Source organism: Rhodanobacter thiooxydans (assembly GCF_030291135.1).
GTDB lineage: Bacteria > Pseudomonadota > Gammaproteobacteria > Xanthomonadales > Rhodanobacteraceae > Rhodanobacter > Rhodanobacter thiooxydans_A.
On the sequence record NZ_CP127409.1, the window covers coordinates 1588662 to 1612177 of the forward strand.

Annotated in this window: 15 protein-coding genes; 6 read left to right on the top strand and 9 right to left on the bottom strand. The window is 66.9% G+C overall.

Features of this window, described 5'->3' with window-relative positions:
• Positions 1–120: 120 nt before the first annotated feature.
• Genes arsC through QQA13_RS07180 form a run of 4 tightly spaced genes read right to left on the bottom strand, consistent with a single transcriptional unit; the run spans position 121 to position 3848 of the window.
• Entirely contained in the window at positions 121–465 is a 345-nt protein-coding gene (arsC, locus tag QQA13_RS07165; RefSeq protein WP_108471301.1) for an arsenate reductase (glutaredoxin), read from the bottom strand.
• A 28-nt stretch (positions 466–493) separates the two neighbouring features.
• Positions 494–2023: a pseudouridine synthase gene (locus QQA13_RS07170; protein ID WP_108471300.1), complete on the bottom strand. Its 1530-nt coding sequence runs from the start codon at positions 2021–2023 to the stop codon at positions 494–496.
• Positions 2020–2865, bottom strand: a complete 846-nt coding sequence (scpB, locus tag QQA13_RS07175; RefSeq protein WP_108471299.1) for an SMC-Scp complex subunit ScpB — start codon at positions 2863–2865, stop codon at positions 2020–2022. Before scpB ends, QQA13_RS07170 begins: the two co-directional genes overlap by 4 nt.
• Positions 2866–2915: 50 nt before the next feature.
• Positions 2916–3848: a segregation and condensation protein A gene (locus tag QQA13_RS07180; protein ID WP_108471298.1), complete on the bottom strand. Its 933-nt coding sequence runs from the start codon at positions 3846–3848 to the stop codon at positions 2916–2918.
• Positions 3849–4747: 899 nt separating this feature from the next.
• On the opposite strand from QQA13_RS07180, the gene QQA13_RS07185 reads away from it, so the two are divergent.
• Entirely contained in the window at positions 4748–5116 is a 369-nt protein-coding gene (locus QQA13_RS07185; RefSeq protein ID WP_108471623.1) for a PilZ domain-containing protein, read from the top strand.
• Positions 5117–5187: 71 nt separating this feature from the next.
• On the opposite strand, the gene QQA13_RS07190 is transcribed toward QQA13_RS07185, so the two are convergent.
• Positions 5188–6870, bottom strand: a complete 1683-nt coding sequence (locus tag QQA13_RS07190) for a long-chain-fatty-acid--CoA ligase (protein ID WP_108471297.1) — start codon at positions 6868–6870, stop codon at positions 5188–5190.
• A 152-nt stretch (positions 6871–7022) separates the two neighbouring features.
• On the opposite strand from QQA13_RS07190, the gene QQA13_RS07195 reads away from it, so the two are divergent.
• Positions 7023–7457 (top strand): hypothetical protein, encoded by a 435-nt coding sequence (locus QQA13_RS07195; RefSeq protein ID WP_234411309.1) that lies wholly within the window; start codon positions 7023–7025, stop codon positions 7455–7457.
• A 143-nt stretch (positions 7458–7600) separates the two neighbouring features.
• Here QQA13_RS07195 and acnA read toward each other — a convergent pair whose 3' ends face one another.
• Complete coding sequence (acnA, locus tag QQA13_RS07200) at positions 7601–10342, bottom strand: aconitate hydratase AcnA (protein WP_108471295.1); 2742 nt, start codon at positions 10340–10342, stop codon at positions 7601–7603.
• A gap of 267 nt (positions 10343–10609) precedes the next feature.
• Between acnA and QQA13_RS07205 the strand changes: the two genes are divergently transcribed.
• Entirely contained in the window at positions 10610–11545 is a 936-nt protein-coding gene (locus tag QQA13_RS07205; RefSeq protein ID WP_108471294.1) for a LysR family transcriptional regulator, read from the top strand.
• A 97-nt stretch (positions 11546–11642) separates the two neighbouring features.
• Here the strand turns inward: QQA13_RS07205 and typA are convergent, their stop codons facing one another.
• Complete coding sequence (gene typA / locus QQA13_RS07210) at positions 11643–13469, bottom strand: translational GTPase TypA (RefSeq protein WP_108471293.1); 1827 nt, start codon at positions 13467–13469, stop codon at positions 11643–11645.
• A gap of 150 nt (positions 13470–13619) precedes the next feature.
• Entirely contained in the window at positions 13620–15017 is a 1398-nt protein-coding gene (locus QQA13_RS07215; protein ID WP_108471292.1) for a GntP family permease, read from the bottom strand.
• A 198-nt stretch (positions 15018–15215) separates the two neighbouring features.
• Between QQA13_RS07215 and QQA13_RS07220 the strand changes: the two genes are divergently transcribed.
• From QQA13_RS07220 to QQA13_RS07230, 3 genes are all read left to right on the top strand, one after another.
• Positions 15216–17435 carry a TonB-dependent receptor gene (locus QQA13_RS07220; protein ID WP_108471291.1) on the top strand — a complete coding sequence of 740 codons (2220 nt, stop codon included), beginning with the start codon at positions 15216–15218 and terminating at the stop codon, positions 17433–17435.
• 162 nt (positions 17436–17597) lie between these two features.
• On the top strand, positions 17598–18620 hold the full coding sequence (locus QQA13_RS07225; protein ID WP_108471290.1) for an extracellular catalytic domain type 2 short-chain-length polyhydroxyalkanoate depolymerase: 1023 nt from the start codon (positions 17598–17600) through the stop codon (positions 18618–18620).
• Positions 18621–19383: 763 nt separating this feature from the next.
• Positions 19384–22692: a PAS-domain containing protein gene (locus QQA13_RS07230; RefSeq protein WP_108472352.1), complete on the top strand. Its 3309-nt coding sequence runs from the start codon at positions 19384–19386 to the stop codon at positions 22690–22692.
• 40 nt (positions 22693–22732) lie between these two features.
• Here QQA13_RS07230 and QQA13_RS07235 read toward each other — a convergent pair whose 3' ends face one another.
• Positions 22733–23392 (bottom strand): response regulator transcription factor, encoded by a 660-nt coding sequence (locus tag QQA13_RS07235; protein ID WP_108472351.1) that lies wholly within the window; start codon positions 23390–23392, stop codon positions 22733–22735.
• Positions 23393–23516 lie beyond the last annotated feature (124 nt).

A 23516-nucleotide genomic window follows, 5' to 3' on the forward strand; every position in this document is an offset into this window, starting at 1 on the left:
GCTCCCCGTCCGTCCGCAGGAGCCCGCCAGCGGGCTGCTGCGAGTGCTGGAGCGATGCGCGGGGCATTCGACAAAAAGCCGCCCTCAAGGCGGCTTTTTGTCGGGCAGTTTGCGATCAGCTCAGAGTATCGCCAGCACCGCTTCCGGCGGACGGCCGATGACGGCCTTGCCGTTGGCGACCACGATCGGGCGTTCGATCAGCTTCGGGTGTGCCACCATCGCGGCGATCAGCGCACCGTCGTCGAGGGCGGGATCGTCCAGCCCCAGCGAGCGGTACTCCTCCTCGCCGGTACGCAGCAGTTCGCGTGCGGTCATGCCCAGCTGTTGCAGCAGCACGACCAGTTCGGCGGCGCTTGGCGGCGTGTCGAGGTAGTTGATCACTTCGACCTTGCCGCCGTGCTGTTCCAGCAACGCCAGCGTGGCGCGCGACTTGGAACAGCGGTTGTTGTGGTAGATGCGCAGCATCGGTCCATCACTCTCCGTGGTCAGGGCCTCAGCGATTGCCCGAACGGTTGCCGCCGCGACCCGGCGGACGACCGCCGGCCGGGCCGCCGTGACGGGCGCCGCCCTGCGGACGGTTGCCACCCTGGCCTGGCGGGCGGCCGCTGCCATGTGGCCGGTTACCGCCCTGGCCGTGCGGACGGGCCGCCTGGTTGCCGTGCGCACGATTGCCCTGGGCCTGCCCTTGGCCTTGCGCCCGCGGGCCGCGATTGCCTGGTGCACGGTTGCCGCCCATGCCAGGACCACGCGATTCACCGCCGAAGCCGCTGTACGGACTGCCGGCGGCCCGACCTTCACCCGTGCCGTGCGCGCCGAAGGGCTTGCCACCGCCCGGGCGCCGATTGCCAGCACCGGCATTGCCGCGGGGGGCGCCGGGACGGGTGCTGCCGTCGCGGCTTTCGCCGGCGAACCATGTGCGCACCGACGGCAGCTCCTGGCCTGGCGCCACGCGTCGACCCTTGCCGCCACCGTGCTTGCCGGCGCCGCTGCGTTCGGGGCGGGCCAGGTTGCCGTTGACTTCCTTGCCGTCGCGGCGCGGCGGCTTGCGCCCGCGGGTCGGTTCCTCGCGGATGCGGTCGTAGGCGCGCAGTTCACGTGCCTCGTCCTGGCCGCCGGTCCAGGCCGTGCCGGCGCCGCGTTCGGGGCGGTACTCGGTGACGTTGCGATTGGCACGGCGCTGATGCAGCACCGGGCTCAGGGTCAGCACCGGTTGCGGCATGCCGAGGCCGGTGGTCTGGCGCAGCTGCTTGACGCCTTCGGCATCGAGCGCTTCGCATTCGCCACGGCGCAGGTTGCGCGGCAACTCGATCCCGCCGTAGCGGATGCGCTTCAGGCGGCTGACCAGGAAACCTTGCGAGTCCCACAGGCGGCGCACTTCGCGGTTGCGGCCTTCGCGGATCACCACGCGAAACCAGCTGTGGCTGCCGCCGCGGCTGATCACGGCGATCTCGTCGAAGCGGGCCGGGCCGTCTTCCAGCTCCACGCCGGCCTTGAGTTTCTCGATGACCTCGTCAGGCACTTCGCCGTGCACGCGGCACAGGTATTCGCGTTCGAGCCCGCTCCTGGGGTGCATCAGCGCGTTGGCCAGTTCGCCATCGGTGGTCAGCAGCAGCAGGCCGGTGGTGTTGATGTCGAGTCGGCCCACGGCGACCCAGCGCGCGCCTTTCAGGCGTGGCAGCTGTTCGAACACGGTGGGACGGCCATCGGGGTCGTCGCGGGTGGTCAGCACGCCCTCGGGCTTGTGGTAGATCAGCACCTCGGTGTCGTCGCGGCTGTCGGTGGCCACGACGAACTGCTTGCCATCCATGACCACGCGGTCGCCGGCCTTCACGCCCATGCCGATTTCGGCAGGGGCGCCATTCAGTTCGACTTCGCCGGACTGTATGCGCTGCTCGAGCATGCGGCGCGAGCCGAGGCCGGCATTGGCCAGCACCTTGTGCAGGCGCTCTTCCAGCGCGGGTGCGTCGGTGTCGATACGCGGTTCGCGCTTCAGGGATAAAACGGATTTTTGCGGCGCAGTCATGCGCGATACTCCTCGGGATCTTGCTCGGCGGTGTCGGTGTCGACGTCCGCGGCGGGGTTCGCTGCCTCGTCGGCAGTGGCAATCGGGTTGTCGGCGGGCAGGCTCGTGTCGGAGCCAGGTTCGCCGGACTCGGGTGAACTGGCCGGCGCATCGGCGTCGACCATGATGTCGCTGTCTTCGGTATCTGCGATGTCCGCAGATGGATGGTGTTCAGTGTCGTCGCCGGCCTCGGCTGCCATCTCGTCCGGGTCGATCGGCAGGTCACGCACGATGCGGGCGGGCAGGGGGTCGGGCTCGAAGCGCATCTGCGGGTCTTCCATGTCGCGGATTTCCGACAGCGGCGGCAACTGGTCCAGCGATTTCAGGTTGAAATAATCGAGAAAGGCGCGGGTGGTGCCGAACAGCGCCGGCTTGCCGGGCACGTCGCGATAGCCGACCACGCGGATCCACTCGCGCTCCTCCATCGTCTTGATGATGTTGGAGGACACCACCACGCCGCGGATCTGCTCGATCTCCGGGCGGGTGATCGGCTGGCGGTAGGCGATCAGCGCCAGTGTCTCCAGCAGCGCGCGCGAATAGCGACTGGGGCGCTCGGTCCACATCCGCGAGATCCACGGGTGCACGTCCTGGCGCACCTGGTAGCGGAAGCCGGAAGCCACTTCCTTCAGCTCGATGCCGCGGCCCGCGCAGTCCCCGGCCAGCGCCTCGAGCGCCCTGGCGATCTGCTCGCGGTTGACCTCGTCGGCCTCGTTGAACAGCTCGCCCAGCTGCTGCACGGTCAACGGCTGGGTGGAGGCCAGCAGGGCGGCCTCGATGATGGGTTTGAGTTGCTCGATCTGCATGACCTTGGATTCGGATGCCGGTTTGATCGGTACCGCTCAGTGGTTGTCGTTCATTCGCCGGACGATTCGATCAGTGCCGACTCGCCCGCTTGTGCGTCGTCCGCCGGTGCGTCGACGGGTTCCTCGGCATGGCTGACCTTTGCCTTTACGTAGATCGGCGCCAGTGGCTCTTCCTGGACGATCTCGACCAGCATTTCCTTGGCCAGCTCCAGCATCGCCAGGAACGTCACCACGATGCCGAGGCGCCCCTCGCTGATGTCGAACAGGCTCTCGAAGCGGTGGAAGCTGCTGTCGTCGAGCCGGCTGAGCAGTTCGCCCATGCGCTGGCGCACGCTGAGCGCCTCGCGCTTGATCGCGTGATGCCCGAACAACTCCGCCCGGTGCATCACATCCTTCAGTGCCAGCAGCAGCTCGGTCAGCTCCAGCGGTGGCGGCAACCTGATCACGTTGCGTTCGCCCACGTCGGCGTGGACCACCACGCTGTCGCGTTCCTGCCGCGGCATCGCCTCGATGTCCTCGGCGGCCCGCTTGAACCGCTCGTACTCCTGCAAGCGCCGTACCAGTTCGGCACGGGGATCCTCTTCCAGCCCTTCCTCGGCGGGCGGCCGCGGCAGCAGCAGTCGCGACTTGATCTCGGCCAGGATCGCGGCCATCAGCAGGTATTCGGCGGCCAGCTCCAGCCGCATCACGTCCCGCATCAGCTCGATATAGGCCATGTACTGCCGGGTGATCTCGGCGACCGGGATGTCCAGGATGTCGAGGTTCTGCCGGCGGATCAGGTACAGCAGCAAGTCCAGCGGCCCTTCGAACGCCTCCAGGATGACCTCGAGCGCGTCCGGCGGGATGTACAGGTCCTGCGGCATCTGCAGCATCGGTTGGCCGCGCACGATGGCCAGCGGCATTTCCTGCTGTTGAGGTACCGGTGCAAACGCGCCCTGCGGTGCGGTGACCGGGCTCTGTGGCTCGACGGGCTCAGTGCTCATCAATGCATGTCATGGGGCCGTCTTCAGCGGCTGCAGTGCGTTCAACATGATCGGAGTCATTCCATGCCGACACGGCATCGGATGTCCGTACTCGGAACACGGCGGTGAGGCGGCATTCCCGGGATACTGCGTTCTTCACACTTGTTCGTTCGAGGCGTGGCGGACGCCATCGTCACGACGGGCATGACGAAGCCACTCGGTGGTGGTTCGGTCAGGCAGATCGCCAGCGACCATCGCGTCGACTGCGGGTTGTCAGCCACGGCAGGTACGCCAAGCCAGGGAGGGCGGGAAACGACGCCACCGGCTGTTCACAGGTCGGTTCGAGAGCAATCGAATGGATGCCAGGGGCCGCCGAGAGTGCTCGGCAAACATTTCCATGGAGCCACGCGTGGGCCAAGAGTAGCGGTTAGCCGGTGCCAAGTCCAGCGCAGGCCACCTGCTGGCGCGGTTGTCCACAAGGCACCGTTTGCGGGCGTCTGCCGGTTTTGCAGCGGCGCTCCCGGCAGGCACAATAGGCGGATTGTGCCGGGAAAACCGGTGCGCCGGCAGCGCGGCAGGGGGCGGCATGTGACCTAATGTGTCGGAATGGGTCAGGCTCGCGTCAACGCCGCGTTTGGCGACAGCGAACCGGAGCGGTGCGTGTCACGATGGCGTTGCGGCCATGTGCGGGTCCTGGTCGGGTGGAGCGTGGCATGGCGTGTGCGACGCCTGCGGGCCTGGTGGGCGTCGGGCGGAGTATAAAACCGCGGATGGCACGTTGATTGCTTTCACACGGTTGACAACCCTGGCCTGCCATCGTGCAGCGGTATCGCCGGCAAAGGGTGCGGCAGAAAGATTTCAGGATGATGTTTACCCGGTGCCCTCGGCGGGGTGCTAGTGCAAAACAGGTGGTGGAACTGATGGCGATCGACAAGAGCGGGCAGGATGGCGGTGGACCGGAGCAGTTGCGTCCGGCGCGCATGCAGATCGAGACGACGGTGCTGATGAGCGGCAACGGCGAGTCGCATCCGACCGAGCTGGTCGATATCTCGGCTACCGGCGCGCTGCTGCGCCGCCCACTGGGCTGGTCGGGCCATGTCGGGCAGAGCTGGGTGCTCGACATGATCTTCGGCAACAACCTGCATATCCATCTTGAGGCCGTGGTGGCGCGCATCTCCGATCATCATGTCGGCTTTTCGTACAGCCGCATTCCCGAGGACAAGCAGGTGCCGTTGTGGAACCTGCTGGGTGGCTATGCCGACATCCTGGAGTACTGGAAGGACGGCTGAGCGAATGCAGTCACTGCATGAAAAACGCCCGCATCTGCGGGCGTTTTTGGTTGCCGGTACCTGGCGGGAAATCAAGCCGTGGCTTTCTTCTCGTCGCGCAGCTCGCGGCGCAGGATCTTGCCCACGTTGCTCTTGGGCAGGCTGTCACGGAACTCGATCAGCTTGGGTCGCTTGTAGCCGGTGAGGTTCTCGCGGCAGAACTGCTTGAGCGCTTCCTCGGTGAGGTTCGGATCCTTGCGCACCACGAACAGCTTCACCACCTCGCCAGAATGCTCGTCAGGCACGCCGACCGCCGCCACTTCGAGCACGCCGGGGTGCTGCATGACGGCATCCTCGACTTCGTTCGGGTAGACGTTGAAGCCGGACACCAGGATCATGTCCTTCTTGCGGTCGACGATGTAGAAGTAGCCGTTCGCGTCCATCTTCGCGATGTCGCCGGTATGCAGCCAGCCGTCGGCGCCGAGCACCTTGGCGGTTTCGTCCGGACGGTTCCAGTAGCCCTTCATCACCTGCGGGCCCTGCACCATCAGTTCGCCCGTCTCGCCGAGCGGCAGCGGCTTGCCGTCCTCCGACCAGATCGCCACATTGGTGGACGGTACCGGCAGGCCGATCGATCCGTTGTATTCCTTCAGGTCCAGCGGATTGATGCAGACGGCGGGCGAGGTCTCGGTCAGGCCGTAGGCCTCGGCCAGGGTGCAACCGGTGACCTTTTTCCAACGTTCGGCCACGGCGCGCTGCACCGCCATGCCGCCGCCCAGGGTCAGGTGCAGCTTGGAGAAATCCAGCTCGGCGAAGCCGGGCGTGTTGAGCAGGCCGTTGAACAGCGTGTTGACGCCGGTCAGCGCAGTGAAGCCGGACTGGCGCAGTTCCTTGACGAAACCGGGCATGTCGCGCGGGTTGGTGATCAGCCAGTTGAGGCCACCCAGGCGCATGAACACCAGACCGTTCGCGGTCAGCGAAAATATGTGGTACAGCGGCAGCGCGGTGATGATCACTTCTTCGCCAGGCTTGGCATTGCCGCCGATCCAGGCGCCGGCCTGCAGCATGTTCGCGATCATGTTGCCGTGGGTCAGCATGGCGCCCTTGGCCACGCCGGTGGTGCCGCCGGTGTACTGCAGGAAGGCGATGTCGTCGTGGGTCAGCGTCACCGGCTGCAGCGGATGCGCCGCGCCGCGCGCCAGCGCGTCGCGGAAACGCACGGCCTGCGGCAGGTCGAACGCCGGCACCATCTTCTTCACGTGCTTCAGCACGAAGTTGATCAGCGCGCCCTTGGGGAAGCCGAGCAGGTCGCCGATGCCGGTGGTGACGATGTGCTGCACGTGGGTTTCGGCGACCACCTGCTGCAGGGTGGCGGCGAAGTTGTCCAGCACCACGATCGCCCTGACGCCGGCGTCTTCCAGCTGGTGCTTGAGTTCGCGCGCGGTGTACATCGGGTTGGTGTTGACCACCACCAGGCCGGCGCGCAGCGCGCCGAACAGGGCGATCGGGTACTGCAGCACGTTCGGCATCATGATCGCGATGCGATCACCCTTGCCGAGCTTGAGCACGCCGGTGAGGTAGCCGGCGAACTGGCGACTCATCGCATCGATCTGGCCGTAGCTGAGCTGGCGGCCGAAGCTGGCGAACGCCGGGCGATCATGGAAGCGCGTGAACGCTTCTTCCAGCACCGCCGGTACCGAAGCATATTGACTGACGTCGATCTGTTCCGGCACGCCGGCTGGATAGTTCTCCAGCCACGGACGTTCATTGCTCATGCTTTGGGTTCCCTGTTTTGTCGACGACGGTGGATCGATGATGGCTCTAGATGGCGACAGCTTCCATCATGGACCATGCTCCGGCTGATTGGAGCATACGCCCGCGTATAGCGGCAAGCCCACTGCAGCGAGCCCCGTCGATGATTCGATTGATGAAAACCGTCCGCCAACTGGCTGTTGTCGCACTGCTCGCGCTGGCCTTGCCGGCCTGTCACTGCACACCTGATGAAGCGCAGGTGCGCGAGGCGATTGCCGCTGTTGCGCAGGCGGCCGAAGCGGGTTCGGCCAGCGATGTGGAGGCGCCGCTGAGCAAGGATTTCGACGGCAACGCCGGCATGCTGGATCGACGCGGATTGGCCGGCGTGGTCCGGCTGCTCGCGCTGCGTGGCGAGCATGTCGGCGTGACGATGGGACCGGTGTCGATCGAGCACCGCGGTGAACGGATGCTGGCGACGTTTACGGTCACGCTGACCAGCGGCGGTGGCCTGTTGCCCGACCAGCTGGGCCTGTACCAGGTGGAATCGGCATGGCGCTGGGAAGATGGTGAATGGCGCTGCTACACGGCGAGCTGGAAACACACGATGTAGGGGCCCGTTCGCGGGCGATGCCTTGACGGGAGTCGGAGCAAGCAGCATCACCGGTGAGCGGGCTGCCATGCTTTCCGCACACATGAAAAGACCGCCCCGGAGGCCGGGGCGGTCTTTGGTTCCACATGAAGTCACGCTGGGATTCAGGCGGCTTTCTTGCTGGCCAGCTGACGCAGCACGTATTGCAGGATGCCGCCGTGACGGAAGAAGTCGCGCTCCTTCGGGGTCAGCAGCATGACCTGCACGGTGAACTGTTTCTTGCTGCCGTCGGCGGCCGTGGCCACCACCATGGCTTCCTTCGCATTGCCGTTGTCCAGGCCGGTGATGTCGAAGCTTTCGTTGCCGGTCAGGCCCAGCGACTTGGCGCTATCGCCATCCTTGAACTGCAGCGGCAGCACGCCCATGCCGACCAGGTTGGAACGGTGGATGCGCTCGAAGCTCTCGGTGATCACGGCCTTGACGCCCAGCAACAGGGTGCCCTTTGCCGCCCAGTCACGCGATGAACCGGTGCCGTATTCCTTGCCGGCGATGACCACCAGCGGGGTGCCCGCATCCTTGTACTTCATCGCCGCGTCGTAGATCGCCAGCTGTTCGCCGCTGGGTACATGACGGGTGAAGCCGCCTTCGACGCCATCCAGCATCTGGTTCCTGATGCGGATGTTGGCAAACGTGCCGCGCACCATCACGTCATCGTTGCCGCGACGCGAGCCATAGGAGTTGAAGTCGATCGGCTGCACGCCGCGCGAGATCAGGAAGCGGCCGGCGGGCGAATCCTTCTTGATCGAACCGGCCGGCGAAATGTGGTCGGTGGTGATCGAGTCGCCGAACAGACCCAGGCAACGCGCGGCGTGGATGTCCTCGACCTTGCCCACTTCCATGGTCATGCCGTCGAAGTAGGGCGGGTTCTTGATGTAGGTGGACGCTTCGTCCCACGCGTACAGCGCACCGTCCGGCGAAGCGATCGCGCTCCAGCGCTCGTCGCCCTTGAACACGTCGGCGTAGTTCTTCTTGAACATGTCCGAGGTGACCGCGCTGGTCAGCAGGTCGCTGATTTCCCGGTTGGTGGGCCAGACGTCCTTGAGGAACACGTCCTTGCCATCCGAACCCTGGCCCAGCGGTTCGGTGGTGAGGTTGATGTCGAGCGAGCCGGCCAGGGCGTAGGCGACCACCAGCGGCGGCGAGGCCAGGTAGTTCATCTTCACTTCGGCGTGCACGCGGCCTTCGAAGTTGCGGTTGCCGGAGATGACGGCGCCCACGGTGAGGTCGCCGGCGCTGATCGCCTTGCTGATCTCCTGCGGCAGCGGGCCGGAGTTGCCGATGCAGGTGGTGCAGCCGTAGCCGACCAGGTAGAAGCCGGTCTTCTCCAGCTCGGTCAGCAGGCCGGTCTTTTCCAGATAGTCGGTGACCACCTTGGAGCCAGGGGCCAGCGAGGTCTTCACCCACGGCCTGGCCTTCAGGCCGCGCGCGGCGGCCTTCTTGGCGACCAGGCCGGCAGCCAGCATCACGGCGGGGTTGGAGGTGTTGGTGCACGAGGTGATCGCGGCGATCACCACCGAGCCATCACCGACGCGGAAGTCCTGGCCATTCATCGACACGTGCTGGCCCGGTGCGTTCTGGCTCTGGTCGTGGCCGACCGCGGTGTCGCCGCCTTCATTGGCGAAGCGGGCTTCGGCGCCGTTGCGCTTGGTCGTGGTGGCGCCCAGGTTGTCGTTGTAGTTCTGCTTGACGTCGGTCAGCAGCACGCGATCCTGCGGGCGCTTCGGGCCGGCCATCGACGGCTTGACGTCGGCCAGGTCCAGTTCCAGCGTGGCGCTGAAGTCGGCGTGCACGCTGTTTTCGTCGTGCCACAGGCCCTGGGCCTTGGCGTATGCCTCGACCAGGGCGACCTGCTCGTCGCTGCGACCGGACAGGCGCAGGTAGCGCAGCGATTCCGCGTCGACCGGGAAGATGCCGCAGGTGGCGCCGTATTCCGGCGCCATGTTGCCGATGGTGGCGCGATCGGCCAGTGCCAGGTGCTGCAGGCCCGGGCCGAAGAACTCGACGAACTTGCCGACCACGCCCTGCTTGCGCAGCATCTGCGTCACGGTCAGCACCAAGTCGGTGGCGGTGGCGCCTTCGGGCAGGCGACCGGACAGCTTGAAGCCGACCACCTGCGGAATCAGCATGGAAGAGGGCTGGCCCAGCATCGCCGCCTCGGCTTCGATGCCGCCCACGCCCCAGCCCAGCACGCCCAGGCCGTTGACCATGGTGGTGTGCGAGTCGGTGCCGAACACGGTGTCCGGGTAGGCCCACTGCTGGCCGTCGACCTCGTTGGCCATCACCACGCGGGCCAGGTGCTCCAGGTTCACCTGGTGCACGATGCCGGTGCGCGGCGGCACCACCTTGAAGTCGGCCAGCGCCTTCTGGCCCCAGCGCAGGAAGCTGTAGCGGGCCTGGTTGCGCTCGAATTCGATCGCGACGTTCTTTTCCAGCGCGTCCTCGCTGCCGAACACGTCAACCTGCACAGAGTGGTCGATGACCAGCTCGGCCGGCGACAGCGGGTTGATCAGGGTCGGGTCGCCGCCCAGCGCTTTCATCGCGTCGCGCATCGCCGCCAGGTCGACCACGCACGGCACGCCGGTGAAGTCCTGCAGCAGTACGCGTGCGGGCATGAAGGAGATTTCGGTGTCCGGCTCCTTCTTCGCATTCCAGTTCGCGACTGCCTCGATTTCCTTCGCGGTCACGTCCACGCCGTCTTCGTGGCGCAGCAGGTTTTCCAGCAGGATCTTCATCGAGTACGGCAGCCGCTTCAGGTCGAAGCGCTGGCCCAGCCTGGCCAGGCTGGCAAAGGCGTACTGCTTGCCATTGACCTCGAGGGTGTCGCGTGCGGAAAAGGTGTCTTTCATGGGGACGTGCTCCTGGCTGAATCCTGCGGCTGGGATGACTCGACGACGTGCCGGGGATGGCGTGGGGTTCGCCATCCCGGCAAAAAACGCAATTATCGCGCAAACCCCGCGCGGCCGCGAACCGGCACGACATCGTAAGAGTGGCGTGCATGGCTTGCGGGGCGTCTGTCGGGCTGCGCCGGCGGGTACACTGCGCCGACGCTCATGGCGGAGCTTCGCCGCACAGGATGGGCCCGATGACCACCGCACGCAAACGCCTTTGATGACATGCAGCATTCGATGATTTCGATGGGCCTGGCCGCTGTCTCGCTGCGCGACCTCGCGCTGGTGCAGGCGGTGCATCGCCACGGCAGTTTCAACAGTGCGGCGCGGGCCATGCACATCAGTCCGTCCGGACTGTCGCACCAGGTGCAGAAAGTGGAGCAGGCGCTGGGCGCGCCGTTGTTCGAGCGTGGCGGGCGGAAGATCGTGCCGACCGCAGGCGGCCAGCGGCTGCTGCAGCAGATCGACGCGGTGCTGGCTTCCGCCGAACACCTGCAGCAGGTCGCCCGCGCCGGCGCGGTCGCCTTCGGCGGCGAGTTGCGGCTGGGCGTGCCGGCTTCGCTGGGGCCGTACCTGCTGCCGCACCTGATCGCGCCGTTCCCGCAGCATTTTCCGGGTGCAAGGTTGGGCATTTCCGAAGGCAAGCCGCGCGGCCTGCTGCGGCGGTTGAGCGAAGGCGAACTCGACGCGGTGCTGGCGCCGCCGGCCGCGGCGACCAGCGGGATCGCCTCGCGTCCGCTGTTCTTCGAGCCGTGGGAGCTGATGCTGCGCGCCGACCACCCCCTGGCCGGCCATGACAGCATCGCGCTGGCCCAGCTCGATCCGGCCGAGGCCACGCTGATGGCTGAAAGCCACGTCGACGGCCTCGACAGCGACGGCAGCGAGCACGGCCACGTGCAGGACGTCAGTCTGGAAAGCCTGGCTGCCCTGGTCAGTCTGCGCGGTGGCTATGCGCTGGTGCCGGCACTGGCGCACGAGCGGCTGGCCTCGATGCCGAACATCGCGCTGGCGAAGCTCAAGGGGCAGGCGAGCGGCCGAGAGATCGCGCTGTACTGGCGCGACGCCTCGCCCTGGCACGACGACCTGCAAGCCTTCGCCGAGCTGCTGCGCAAGCTGGCCAGGCAGCGGCCCGGTCTGCGGGTTCGAGGTGTAAAGGCATGAACCACCCACAGATGGGTTCCTGCGCCTGATTTCCGGGCATCTTCAAGCAGAAAGCCGCCTTGCGGCGGCCTTCCGTTCAATCACATGAGACGACAGCTCAGCCGCGCGAGGCGCGCTTGCGGTCGTTCTCGGTGAGGTGCTTCTTGCGCAGGCGGATTTCCTTCGGGGTGACCTCGACCAGCTCGTCGTCGTCGATGAAGTCCAGCGCCTGTTCCAGCGTGAACTTGATCGCCGGGGTGAGCTGGATCGCGTCGTCCTTGCCCGAGGCGCGCATGTTGGTCAGCGGCTTGGGCTTGATCACGTTCACCGTGAGGTCGTTGTCCTTGGCGTGGATGCCGACCAGCTGGCCTTCATACACATTGTCGCCCTCGGCCGCGAACAGCTTGCCGCGGTCCTGCAGCGGCCCCAGCGAGTAGGCCGGGGTGGTGCCGCCGGCGTTGGCGATCATCACGCCGTTGAGGCGCTTGGCGATCTGGCCTTCTTCCTTCGGACCGTAATGGTCGAACACGTGGAACAGCAGGCCCGAGCCCTGGGTCAGGGTCTTGAACTGGTTCTGGAAGCCGATCAGGCCGCGCGCCGGGATCATGTACTCCAGGCGCACGCGGCCCTTGCCGTCGGGTTCCATGTTCTTGAGCTGGCCCTTGCGCATGCCCAGGCGTTCCATCACCGGACCCTGGTGGGTCTCTTCCACATCGACCACCAACTGCTCGATCGGCTCCATCTTCTGGCCGTCGATTTCCTTGATGATCACTTCCGGGCGCGATACGGCCAGTTCGTAGCCTTCGCGGCGCATGTTCTCGATCAGCACCGACAGGTGCAGCTCGCCACGGCCGGAGACCAGGAACTTGTCGGCGTCCGAACCCTGCTCGACCTTCAGCGCCACGTTGTGCACCTGCTCGCGCTCCAGGCGGTCCTTCAGCTGGCGGCTGGTCAGGAACTTGCCGCCGGAGAGATCCTTGTTGCCGGCGAACGGCGAATTGTTCACCTGGAAGGTCATGCTGATGGTCGGCTCGTCGACGGTCAGCGCGGGTAGCGCTTCCGGCGTGTCCAGCGCGCAGATCGTGTCGGAGATGGTCAGGTCCGCGATGCCCGAGATGGCGACGATGTCGCCGGCCTCGGCGGTTTCCTGCTCGATGCGCTCCAGGCCCATGAAACCGAGCACCTGCAGCACCTTGCCCTGGCGCTTCTTGCCGTGGCGGTCGATCACCGCCACCGGCATGTTCTTCTTCAGCGTGCCGCGCTGGATGCGGCCGATGCCGATCACGCCCACGAAGTTGTTGTAGTCCAGCTGGCTGATGCGCATCTGGAACGGACCGTCCGGATCGACGTCAGGCTTGCTGACGTGCTGCATGATCGCCTCGTACAGCGGGGTCATGTCGCCTTCGCGCACGCTGTCGTCGAGGCTGGCGTAGCCGTTCAGGGCCGAGGCGTAGACGATCGGGAAATCCATCTGCTCGGGCGTGGCGCCCAGGCGATCGAACAGGTCCCATACCTGCTCGACGACCCACTCGGGGCGTGAACCGGGGCGATCGACCTTGTTCACCACCACGATCGGCTTGAAGCCCATCGCGAACGCCTTCTGCGTTACGAAGCGGGTCTGCGGCATCGGGCCGTCCATCGCGTCGACCAGGATCAGCACCGAGTCCACCATCGACAGCACGCGCTCCACCTCGCCGCCGAAGTCGGCGTGTCCCGGCGTGTCGACGATGTTGATGCGGTTGCCCTGCCAGGTGATGGCGGTGTTCTTGGCCAGGATGGTGATGCCGCGTTCCTTTTCCTGGTCGTTCGAGTCCATCACGCGCTCGGCCAGCACGGTGCGCTCGCTGAGCGTGCCGGACTGTTTGAGCAGGCAATCGACAAGGGTGGTCTTGCCGTGGTCGACGTGGGCGACGATGGCGATATTGCGCAGTTTTTCGATGGACATGGGATCGACTCGGGCGGCTCGGGGGCCGTCACGCAGGTTTTTGAAGGGCGAATTGACCGATTATACGGACTTGTGTGACAACTTGCCCGTCATTTCTTCGATCCGTTCATCCAGCCTGCAGCCCGCGATCCGCGGGCACCGGCGGCGCGGCTACACCACGCCGAGGAAGTAGTACGCCGCAATCACCACCAGCACGGCCAGGGTCTTGATCACGGTGATCGCGAAGATGTCCTTGTAGGCCTGCCGGTGGGTCAGGCCGGTGACGGCCAGCAGGGTGATCACGGCGCCGTTGTGCGGCAGCGTGTCCATGCCGCCGGAGGCCATCGCGGCGACCCGGTGCAGCACTTCCATCGGGATGCCGGCCGCGTGCGCGTTGGCGATGAAGGTTTCGGCCATCGCACCCAGCGCGATGCTCATGCCGCCGGACGCCGAGCCGGTGATGCCGGCCAGCGCGGTGACGGTGACCGCTTCATTGACCAGCGGGTTGGGGATCGTGTGCAGCGCGTCGGCCACCAGCTTGAAGCCGGGCAGGGCGGCGATCACCGCGCCGAAGCCGTATTCCGAGGCGGTGTTCATCGACGCCAGCAAGGCGCCGCCGACCGCCGCCTGGCTGCCCGTGGCGAGGTGCCGGGTCACCGCACGCCAGGCGAACACCAGCACGCACAGGATGCCGATCAGCAACGCACCCTCGACCGCCCAGATCGCGGCGACCTTGGACACCTCCTGCACCACCGGCTTCGCGCTGCCGACCACGCTGGGCAGGAACGACTGCGTTTCGCCGTACAGCCGCGGGATCAGGTCGGTGAACAGCTTGTTGCACACGCCGACCAGCACCAGCGGCAGCAGTGCAATCAACGGATGGGCGAGCTTGCCACCCTCGAACGGGGCCGGCTCGTTGACCAGGTTGTCGCCGTAGCCCTCGCCGGCTGCGGCAGCCTTGCGCCGGCGCCAGTCCAGGTAGCCCAGCCCCACAGCCAGGATGAACACCGCGCCGATCGTGCCCAGCCACGGCGCTGCCCAGGTATTGGTGCCGAAGAACGACGTGGGGATGATGTTCTGGATCTGCGGCGTGCCCGGCAGCGAATCCATGGTGAAGGTGAACGCACCCAGCGCGATGGTGCCGGGGATCAGTCGTTTCGGGATGTTGGACTGGCGAAACAATTCCGCGGCAAACGGGTACACCGCGAACACCACCACGAACAGCGAAACCCCGCCGTAGGTCAGCAGTGCGCATACCAGCACGATGGAGAGAATCGCCCGGCTGCGCCCGACCAGGCCGATGGTGGCCGCCACGATGGCCTTGGAAAAACCTGACAGCTCGATCAGCTTGCCGAACACAGCGCCCAGCATGAACACCGGGAAGTACAGCTTGAGGAAACCGACCATCTTGTCCATGAACAGGCCGGTGAACATCGGCGCCACCAGCGCCGGCTCGGTCAGCAGCACCGCAGCCAGCGCGGCGATCGGCGCGAACAGGATCACGCTGTAGCCGCGATACGCCGCGAACATCAGAAAGCACAGCGCGGCCAGCACGATCAGGAATGCCATCCGTGAATCTCCTCGGTGGACGTCCGGCTTGCGGCAGGGCCGGGACAATGGCTGCGGAGTATCCACAGCACTGTCCGCCAGCGGCACTGTACGAAGGTACAAGTGCCGGCTTGCCGGCAGATGCCTAAGCTCGGTTCATCAGCATCCATCGTCGATGGCTGCATTCACTGTGTCGGTCACCACGGGAAAGGGGAAACCATGAAGCGCACGTATCTGAGTCTGGCGATCGGCCTGGCCACCGGGCTGCTGTCGGCGTCGCCGTTGTATGCGCAGCAGGCCGCCGATGCCGGCAGCCAACCGACGAAGCCCGGCGTCAAGCAGCTCGACCAGATCACGGTGACCGCACGCAAGCGCGAGGAAACCCTGCAGGACGTGCCGATCGCGGTCAGCGCGTTCACCGCGCAGGCGCTGGAAACACAGAACGTGCAGAACCTTTCCGACCTGCAGGGCAAGGTGCCCTCGCTGCAGATCTATGCCGCGCGCGGCTCCAACACCACGCTCACCGCCTACATCCGCGGCGTCGGCCAGGCCGACCCGACCTGGGGCTTCGACCCGGGCGTGGGCATCTACCTGGACGACGTCTACCTGGCCCGTCCGCAGGGCGCGGTGCTGGACGTGTTCGACGTCAGCCGCATCGAGGTGCTGCGTGGTCCGCAAGGCACGCTGTACGGCAAGAACACCATTGGCGGCGCGATCAAGTACGTTTCCAGCCCGCTGCCGGTGAAGACCGAGGGCTCGGTGCAGGCAACCGTCGGCACCCACGGCGAAAAGGACGTCAAGGCCAGCCTCGGCGGCGCCAGCGTGGACCAGGTGTGGCGTGGCCGCATCGCCTATGCCAGCAGCCACAACGACGGCTTCGGCAAGGACATCCTCAGCGGCAGCCGCAACGGCAACAAGAACAGCAACTCGGCGCGCGCCACGGTCGGTTTCTTCCCGTCCAGCCAGTTCAACATGCAGTTGTCGGTGGATGGGGTGCGCGACAACTCCAACCCGCGCGGCGCCAAGATGTTGACGGTGAACAAGCTCGACCCGGGCTACCAGCCGCTCTCCAGTGACTTCGACACCCGCAGCGGCTTCGCCCAGCTCAATCACACCAAGCTCTACGGCAGCGCGCTGACCATGAACTGGATCGCCAGCACGAACTGGTCGTTGAAGTCGGTCACCGCGGTGCGCGGCTCCTCGACCGATACCAACATCGACTTCGACACGCTGCCGGAGAAGATCGCGGACGTGAACGCGGTCTACACCGACCACCAGTTCAGCCAGGAATTCCAGGCCAACTACGACGCCGGCGGCACCGTGCATGGCGTGTTCGGCGCCTACTACTTCGATGGCCATGCCGACGGGCACATCCACAACATCTTCCTCGGCTCGCCGCCGTATTCCACGCTGGGCCTGTCGCAGTACGGCGGCACCGGCGGGCGCATGGGCACCAAGAGTTACGCCGGCTATGGCGACTTCACCTGGGACATCAGCCCCGCGTGGAGTCTGGACGTGGGCCTGCGCTATACCCACGAAACCAAGACCGCACTGATCCAGAACTTCGGTTACTCGGACGCGACCTTCACCAGGCCGGTCAGCACGCTGGCCAACTTCAGCGGCTCGCACGCCTCCAGCAACATCTCGCCCAAGGTCTCGCTGGACTGGAGCGTGAGCGACCAGGTCAAGCTCTACGCCAGCTACTCGGAGGGCTTCCACTCGGGTGGCTACAACATCCGCGCCAACTGCGTGGCGGTGCCCAGTTCGTGCCGTCCGATCGACGACGAGAAAGTGCAGTCGTTCGAGCTGGGCAGCAAGATGACCTTCCTCGACGGCGCGCTGATGATGAACACGGCAGCCTTCCACAACGTCTACTCGAACATCCAGCTGTCGGTGTTCAGTTCCTACACGCTGCCCAACGGCAGCCAGGGCTTCTTCGGCGACTTCACCAACGCCGGCAAGGGCCACATCGACGGACTGGAGGAAGAGTTTGCCTGGAAGCCGGCCGAGAACTGGACGCTGAGCGGCAACGTCGCCTGGCTGCATACCAAATACACCGAGTACATGACTCGCGGCGTCAACGTCGCCGACCAGCAGAAGTTCACCAATGCGCCGAAGTGGTCCGGCGGGCTGTCGCTGGAGAACACCACGCCACTGGCTGACGGTGGCAGCATCTCGGCGCGGGTGAACTACACCTATCAGTCCATGGTGTATCCGGAAACCACGCTGTCGCCGCTGATCGCGCAGCCCGCGTACGGCCTGTGGAATGCCGGCGTCATCTGGCAGGTCAACCAGCCCTGGTCGATCAGCCTGCAGGGCACCAACCTGGCCAACAAGTCCTACCGCACCACCGGCTACAACGTCGGTGCACTGGGCATCTACACGGGCTTCTATGGCGCGCCGCGGATGGTCACGTTGAGCGCGAAGTATCAGTTCTGACGGCGTCGTTTCTCCCCGCCCCGCGGAGGCGCTGGCATGCTTCCGCGGGGCTTTTTTACCCAGGTGCCGGCATCGATCCGTCCGGGTAGCATCGGGGCTCCACTCATGACGCGGGGTCGCCTGCGCCGCGAACGGACGCCGGCCCGCCAACGGAGAGCATGCATGCACAAGACCCTCGGCTTCCTGACCGTGCTGCTGGTCACCACGCTCGCCCGGGCGGGCGAGGCGCCACCGCTTCCCGCGCTGAAGATCGACCCGGCGCGCACCGCCGTGGTCGGCCTTTCTTCCGGTGCGTACATGGCCGGGCAGGTACAGATGGCCTACCCGGAACTGTTCCCGAATGCGGCCCTGGTCGCCGGTGGCCCGTACGGTTGCGCCGGCGGCAAGCTGGAGGTGGCGCTGGGCAGCTGCATGAAGGGCGTGCCGGCACCGGGCGTTGCCGCCATGGTGGCCAGCGCCACCAGGCGCTCCGCGGCGGGCGAGATCGGTGCGTTGAAGGATCTGGCGCATGCCCGCGTCTACCTGCTGCACGGCAAGGGCGACGCGCTGGTGGCACCGGCGGTGGCCGAAGCCGGCGCCCATTTCTATGAGCAGTTGCGTGACGGCACACCCGGCCTCAAGGCCATGCAGGTTCATGACGATGGCCAGCGCGCGTTCGCGCACAACCTGCCGGTGGCCGGCAAGGGTGACGACTGCGACAAGTCGGTGGCGCCGTACCTCGGCCACTGCGGCTTCGATGCCGCCGGCGAAATCTTCGCGCAGATGTTCGGCAAGCCGGCCCATGCGGCGAGCGCAGCGAAAGGCGAGCTGCGCACGTTCGACCAGGACGCGCTGCGCCCCGGCGGCACCGATGTGTTCCTGGCCGACACCGGCTACGTCTACCTGCCGCCGGCCTGCCTCGCCGGCAAACCGTGCGGCCTGGTGGTGGCCTTCCACGGTTGCAAGCAGAACGCCGCCGCGGTGGGCAAGGCCTTCGTCGAGGACGCCGGCTTCAACCGCTGGGCCGACGTCTACGCCGTGGCGGTGCTATATCCTCAGACCCGCGCAAGTTTCGCGCCCTTGAATCCGCAAGCATGCTGGGACTGGTGGGGATATTCCGGAGCCGACTACGACACACGCCAGGGCGTGCAGTTGCGCTGGGTGGTGAACGCGGTACGCGCGCTGGGCCTGCCAGCCGGCCATTGATCGCACCCCATGCCGATGGTCTCGACGTCTTTGTAGGAGCGCACCCTGTGCGCGATGCTCTTGCCACCTTCAAAGCAAAAAACTCTAGGGGCAAGAGCTTTCGTGCGCCTGCGGCGCCCGAGTCACTTTCTCTTTGCGTGGCCAAAGAGAAAGTAACCAAAGAGAAAGGCCACCCCGCTTGGCGCTTGTTGGGCATCCTGCCCAACAAGTCCGTGAGTCGGGGCCGGGCTTTTCGAGCGGGCATCGTGCCCGCGCGAAAAGGCGTTGCCATCCCTGGCAACGCCCGCTGCGCGGCCTGTCGACCCCGACTCACCGCCGCGCAAGGGACCCCGGGTAGAGCAGCGGGCCGTCGTGGCCCGCACTCGGTGATGAAGCTGAAAAGCAGAAGCCACAGCAAAACGTCGCTTCGCTGTGGCTGTGCTCTGGCTCTTCTGAAGAGTGCGCGCAGGATGCGCGCTGCTCTACCCGGGGCCCCTATGGCGCGGCGGGTGGGCGAAGGAAAGGCCCCGCAGGGGTGGCTCGCAGGGATGCGAGCCAGTTCGACGTCAGGGCAGGAGCCCTGTCGGCGAACCCCCGTAGCCTACCCGCGCACCCGGAGGGCAGGATGCCCGCAGGGCGCGCCATCGGGGTGGCCTCTCTTTTGGTTACTTTTCTCTGGCCACCCAGAGAAAAGTGACTCGCCCTCCGAAGGAGGACGAAAGCTTTTCGCTTTGATGCCACACGAAGCAACTAAAGCGAAGCTGCACCCGCTGGCGCAAACGCCATGCTGAGCGCCAGCGTCATCGCCATCGCCGCACTGTGCTGGCTCGGCCTGCTGTTCGGCGTGGCGCTGCTCGGCGAACGCCGCCCCCACATCTTCGAGAAGCGCTGGGCGATCGTGTACGCGCTGTCGCTGGCGATCCACTGCACCTCGTGGACGTTCTACGGCACCGTGACCCAGGCCAGCCGCTCGGGCTGGTGGCTGCCGCCGACCTTTGTCGGGGCGATCCTGATGTACCTGTTCGCGCTGAAATTCCTGGGCCGGCTGGTGCAGCTGGTGCGCGAGTACAACGCCGGCTCGCTGGCCGACCTGATCGCGGTGCGGCTGGGGCGGCATTCGGGGCTGGCGGCGCTGGTCACCGCGGTGGTGGTGATCGGCATCGTGCCGTACATCGCGCTGCAGCTGAAGGCGGTGGCGATGAGCTACGGCATCCTCAGCCATGGCCAGCTGGCCGAATCCAACCCATGGCAGGACAGCGCGCTGTACGTGGCGTTGCTGATGGCGCTGTTCGCGATGCTGTTCGGCACCCGGCGCGCGTCGACGATGGCGCACAACCGCGGGCTGGTGCTGGCGATGGCGTTCGAGTCGCTGTTCAAGCTGGGCGCGATGCTGGCGCTGGGGTCGCTGCTGTTCGCCGCGGTGCCGCCGGGACTGCCGGCGAGCGTGCCGGCGCCGCCGGACAGCGGCGGCTTCCCGGCATTGATCCTGCTCGGTGCGCTGGCGATGTTCACCATGCCGCACCAGTTCTACGCCGGCATCGTGGAATGCCGCGAGGATGGCCAGCTGCGCACTGCGCGCTGGCTGTTCCCGCTGTACCTGTTGCTGATCTCGCTGCCGATCCTGCCGCTGGCCCGGCTGGGCGACGCGTGGCTGGGCGCGAGCGGGGTATCGTCGGACATGTATGTGCTGGCGCTGCCGCTGGCGCGCGGCGAGCATGGGCTCGCGCTGGTCGCCTTCCTCGGTGGCCTGAGTGCCGCCACCAGCATGGTGGTGATCGCCACGCTGGCGCTGAGCCTGATGGTGGTCAACCATTTCATCGCACCGCTGCGCGTGCGTGCCGGCTGGGGCCGCGACGAGCACGGCGACCTGCGTGGCGAGCTGCTGAATCATCGGCGGGTGGCGATCCTGGCGGTGATCCTGCTGGCATGGGCGTACAGCCGCGTGCTGGCGCGCAATGAGGCACTGGCCGACATCGGCGCGATCTCCTTTTCCGCGCTGGCCGGGCTCACCCCGGCGCTGCTGGCGGCGGTGTACCGGCCGCAACTGGGGCCGCGTGCGGTGATGGCCGGGCTGGCCGCCGGCACCGCGATATGGATGTATGCGGTGTTGCCGGCGCTGCTGCCGTCGGCGCCGGCATGGCTGCATGACGGTCCGTTCGGCCTGCACTGGCTGGCGCCGGGTGGCCTGCTCGGGCTGGGCAACTGGAACCGGCTGGGTCGCGCGGTGGTGGTGAGCCTGCTGGTCAACATGGTGGTGATGCTGGCGGTGGCCGGCTCGCGTTTCGGCCGTGCGGCGCGCGCGGTCAGCGTGGGCGATGTCGGCCTGGTGGAACTGCGTGCGCTGGCGGCGCGCTTCCTGTCACCCGAGCGGGTCGGGCATCTGTTCGCCAGTGCACCCGCGGTGGGGCCCGCCGGCAGTGCGCGGGTTGCCGAGGTCGAGCACGAGCTGGCCGCAGTGATCGGCGCCGCCTCGGCGCGGCTGCTGCTGGAAGTGGTACATCGACAGGGGCGCGATGACCTGGACACGGTGGTGGCCATCGTCGGCGAGGCGGCGCAGGACCTGCGTTTCAACCAGCGCGTGCTGGAGGCGGCGCTGGAGAACATGAGCCAGGGCATCTGCGTGGTCGATGCCGAGCTGCGCCTGGTCGCCTGGAACACCCCGTATGCGCAACTGTTCGACTACCCGCCCGAGCTGTTGCAGGTTGGCCGACCGGTAGCCGAGCTGACCCGCTACAACATCGACGCCGGCATGCTCGGGTCCGGCGAAACGGATGCGCGCGTGCAGCGCCGGCTGGCGCACATGCATGCCGGCACGCGGCACCTGTCCGAGCGGCGCTTCCCCGACGGCACCATCGTCGAGATTCGTGGCAACCCGATGCCCGGCGGCGGCTTCGTGGCCACCTTCAGCGACGTCACCGCGTTCCGCCAGGCCGAGGACTCGCTCAAGCGCGTCAACGAGACGCTGGAACTGCGCGTGGAGGAACGCACCCGCGAGCTTGCCGTGGCCTCGGCCGAGGCCACGGCCGCGAACGAGGCGAAGAGCCGCTTTCTCGCCGCGGTCACCCATGACCTGATGCAGCCGCTGCACGCGGCACAGCTGTTTGCCCATGCGTTGACCGAACGTGGCGGCGATGCGGCCACCGCGCAGCACCTCAACGGCGCGCTGGCCGCCACCGAAGGCCTGCTTACGGGCCTGCTCGACGTGGCCCGGCTCGAAGGCGGCCGCTTGCATCCGCAGCCGCGCGCGTTCGCGCTGGCCGAGGTGCTCGATCCACTGGCCGCCGAATTCCGTGCCATCGCGGTGGATCGCGGCGTGCGGCTGGACGCAGTCGGCACGCGCGCCTGGGTACGCTCCGATCCCCAACTGTTGCGCCGGGTGCTGCAGAACTTCCTCTCCAACGCGCTGCGCTACGCCGAGGGCGGCCGCGTGCTGCTTGGTGTGCGCCGGCGCGGCGCGCAGTTGCGCATCGAGGTGTGGGACACCGGTCCGGGCATCGCGCCGGAGGAACAGCAGCTGATCTTCCAGGAGTTCCGCCGCGGCAGCGCTGCGGGCGGGCAGGGGCTGGGGCTGGGGCTGTCGATCGCGCAGCGGATGGCCGACCTGCTCGGCCATCCGCTGGGGCTGCAGTCATGGCCCGGCCGCGGCAGCGTGTTTTGCATCGACCTGCCGCTGGCACGCGCGGCCATCCGGTTGCCGCCGATCGCCGACACACCGCGCGCGCTGCCGGTCGGCCGTGCGCTGGTGCTGGACAACGAACCTGCCGCGCTGGCCGCGCTCGGCAGCCTGCTGACCAGTTGGGGCTGGCAAGTGCACGCGGCGCGCAACCCCGCGCAGGCACTGGCGGCACCGTGGCGGCCGGACCTGCACATCCTCGATTTCCACCTCGATGGCGGGCAGACCGGGCTGGAGGTGTGGCAGCGGTTGAACCGGCGCCACGCCGACGTGCCGACCGTGATGCTGACGGCGGACCGTGACGGCGAGCTGCGCCAGCGCCTGCTGGAAGCGGGAATCGGCGTTCTGTACAAGCCGTTGAAGCCACTGGCGCTGCGCCAGGTGCTGCAGCGGGTGGCGGCCGGCGTGACGCACTCGTAGCGTGTTGATGAAGGACGGGGTCTGCGGTCGATGGAGCTGCCTACAGTGCCCGCGCCGGCTCGCCCAGCTCCAGCGACTTCAGCAGCATCCCGGCCTGCGTGCGGTTCCTCACCCGCAGCTTCTCGAAGATCGCCGTGACATGCGCCTTCACGGTGCGTTCCTGGATGCCCAGCCGGTCGGCGATCTGCTTGTTGAGCAGCCCCTCGGCGAGCAGGGCGAGTACGCGGGACTGCTGCTCGGTGAGACGGGCCAGGCGGCCGGCGAGGTCGGCATCGGCCGGATCGGCGGGCAGGGCCGCGACGGCCTCGGCCAGATCGGGCGGCAGCCAGTTGCCGCAGTCGAGCACGCTGCGGATCGCCGCGCCGATCTCGGCCGGGCTGGCGCTCTTGGGGATGAAGCCGGCGGCGCCATGGTCGAGCACGCGGCGCACGATGCGTGGTTCGTCGTGGGCGGACACCACCAGCACCGCCACGCCGGGGTGCTGGCCGCGCAGGGCGGCCAGCCCGGACAGGCCACGGCTGCCGGGCATGTGCAGATCGAGCAGGACCAGGTCGATATCCGGCTCGGCGGCCAGTGCGGCCAGCACGCCGGACAGGTCGGCGGCTTCCTGCACGCGGCAACCATCGAGGTTCTCGCTTGCCGCCAGCCGCAGTGCGGCACGGAACAGCGGGTGGTCGTCGGCAATCAGCAGGTTCGTCATGGGGTTCAAGTTAGCGGGACGTGCCGGCCGCGTCGAGTTTGTCACACGGACTTTCGTACGATGGCGGCGGTCGCCGGGCTTGTTATGGTGACTGCATGAAGAAATATTCCCGCATTTCGCCGCT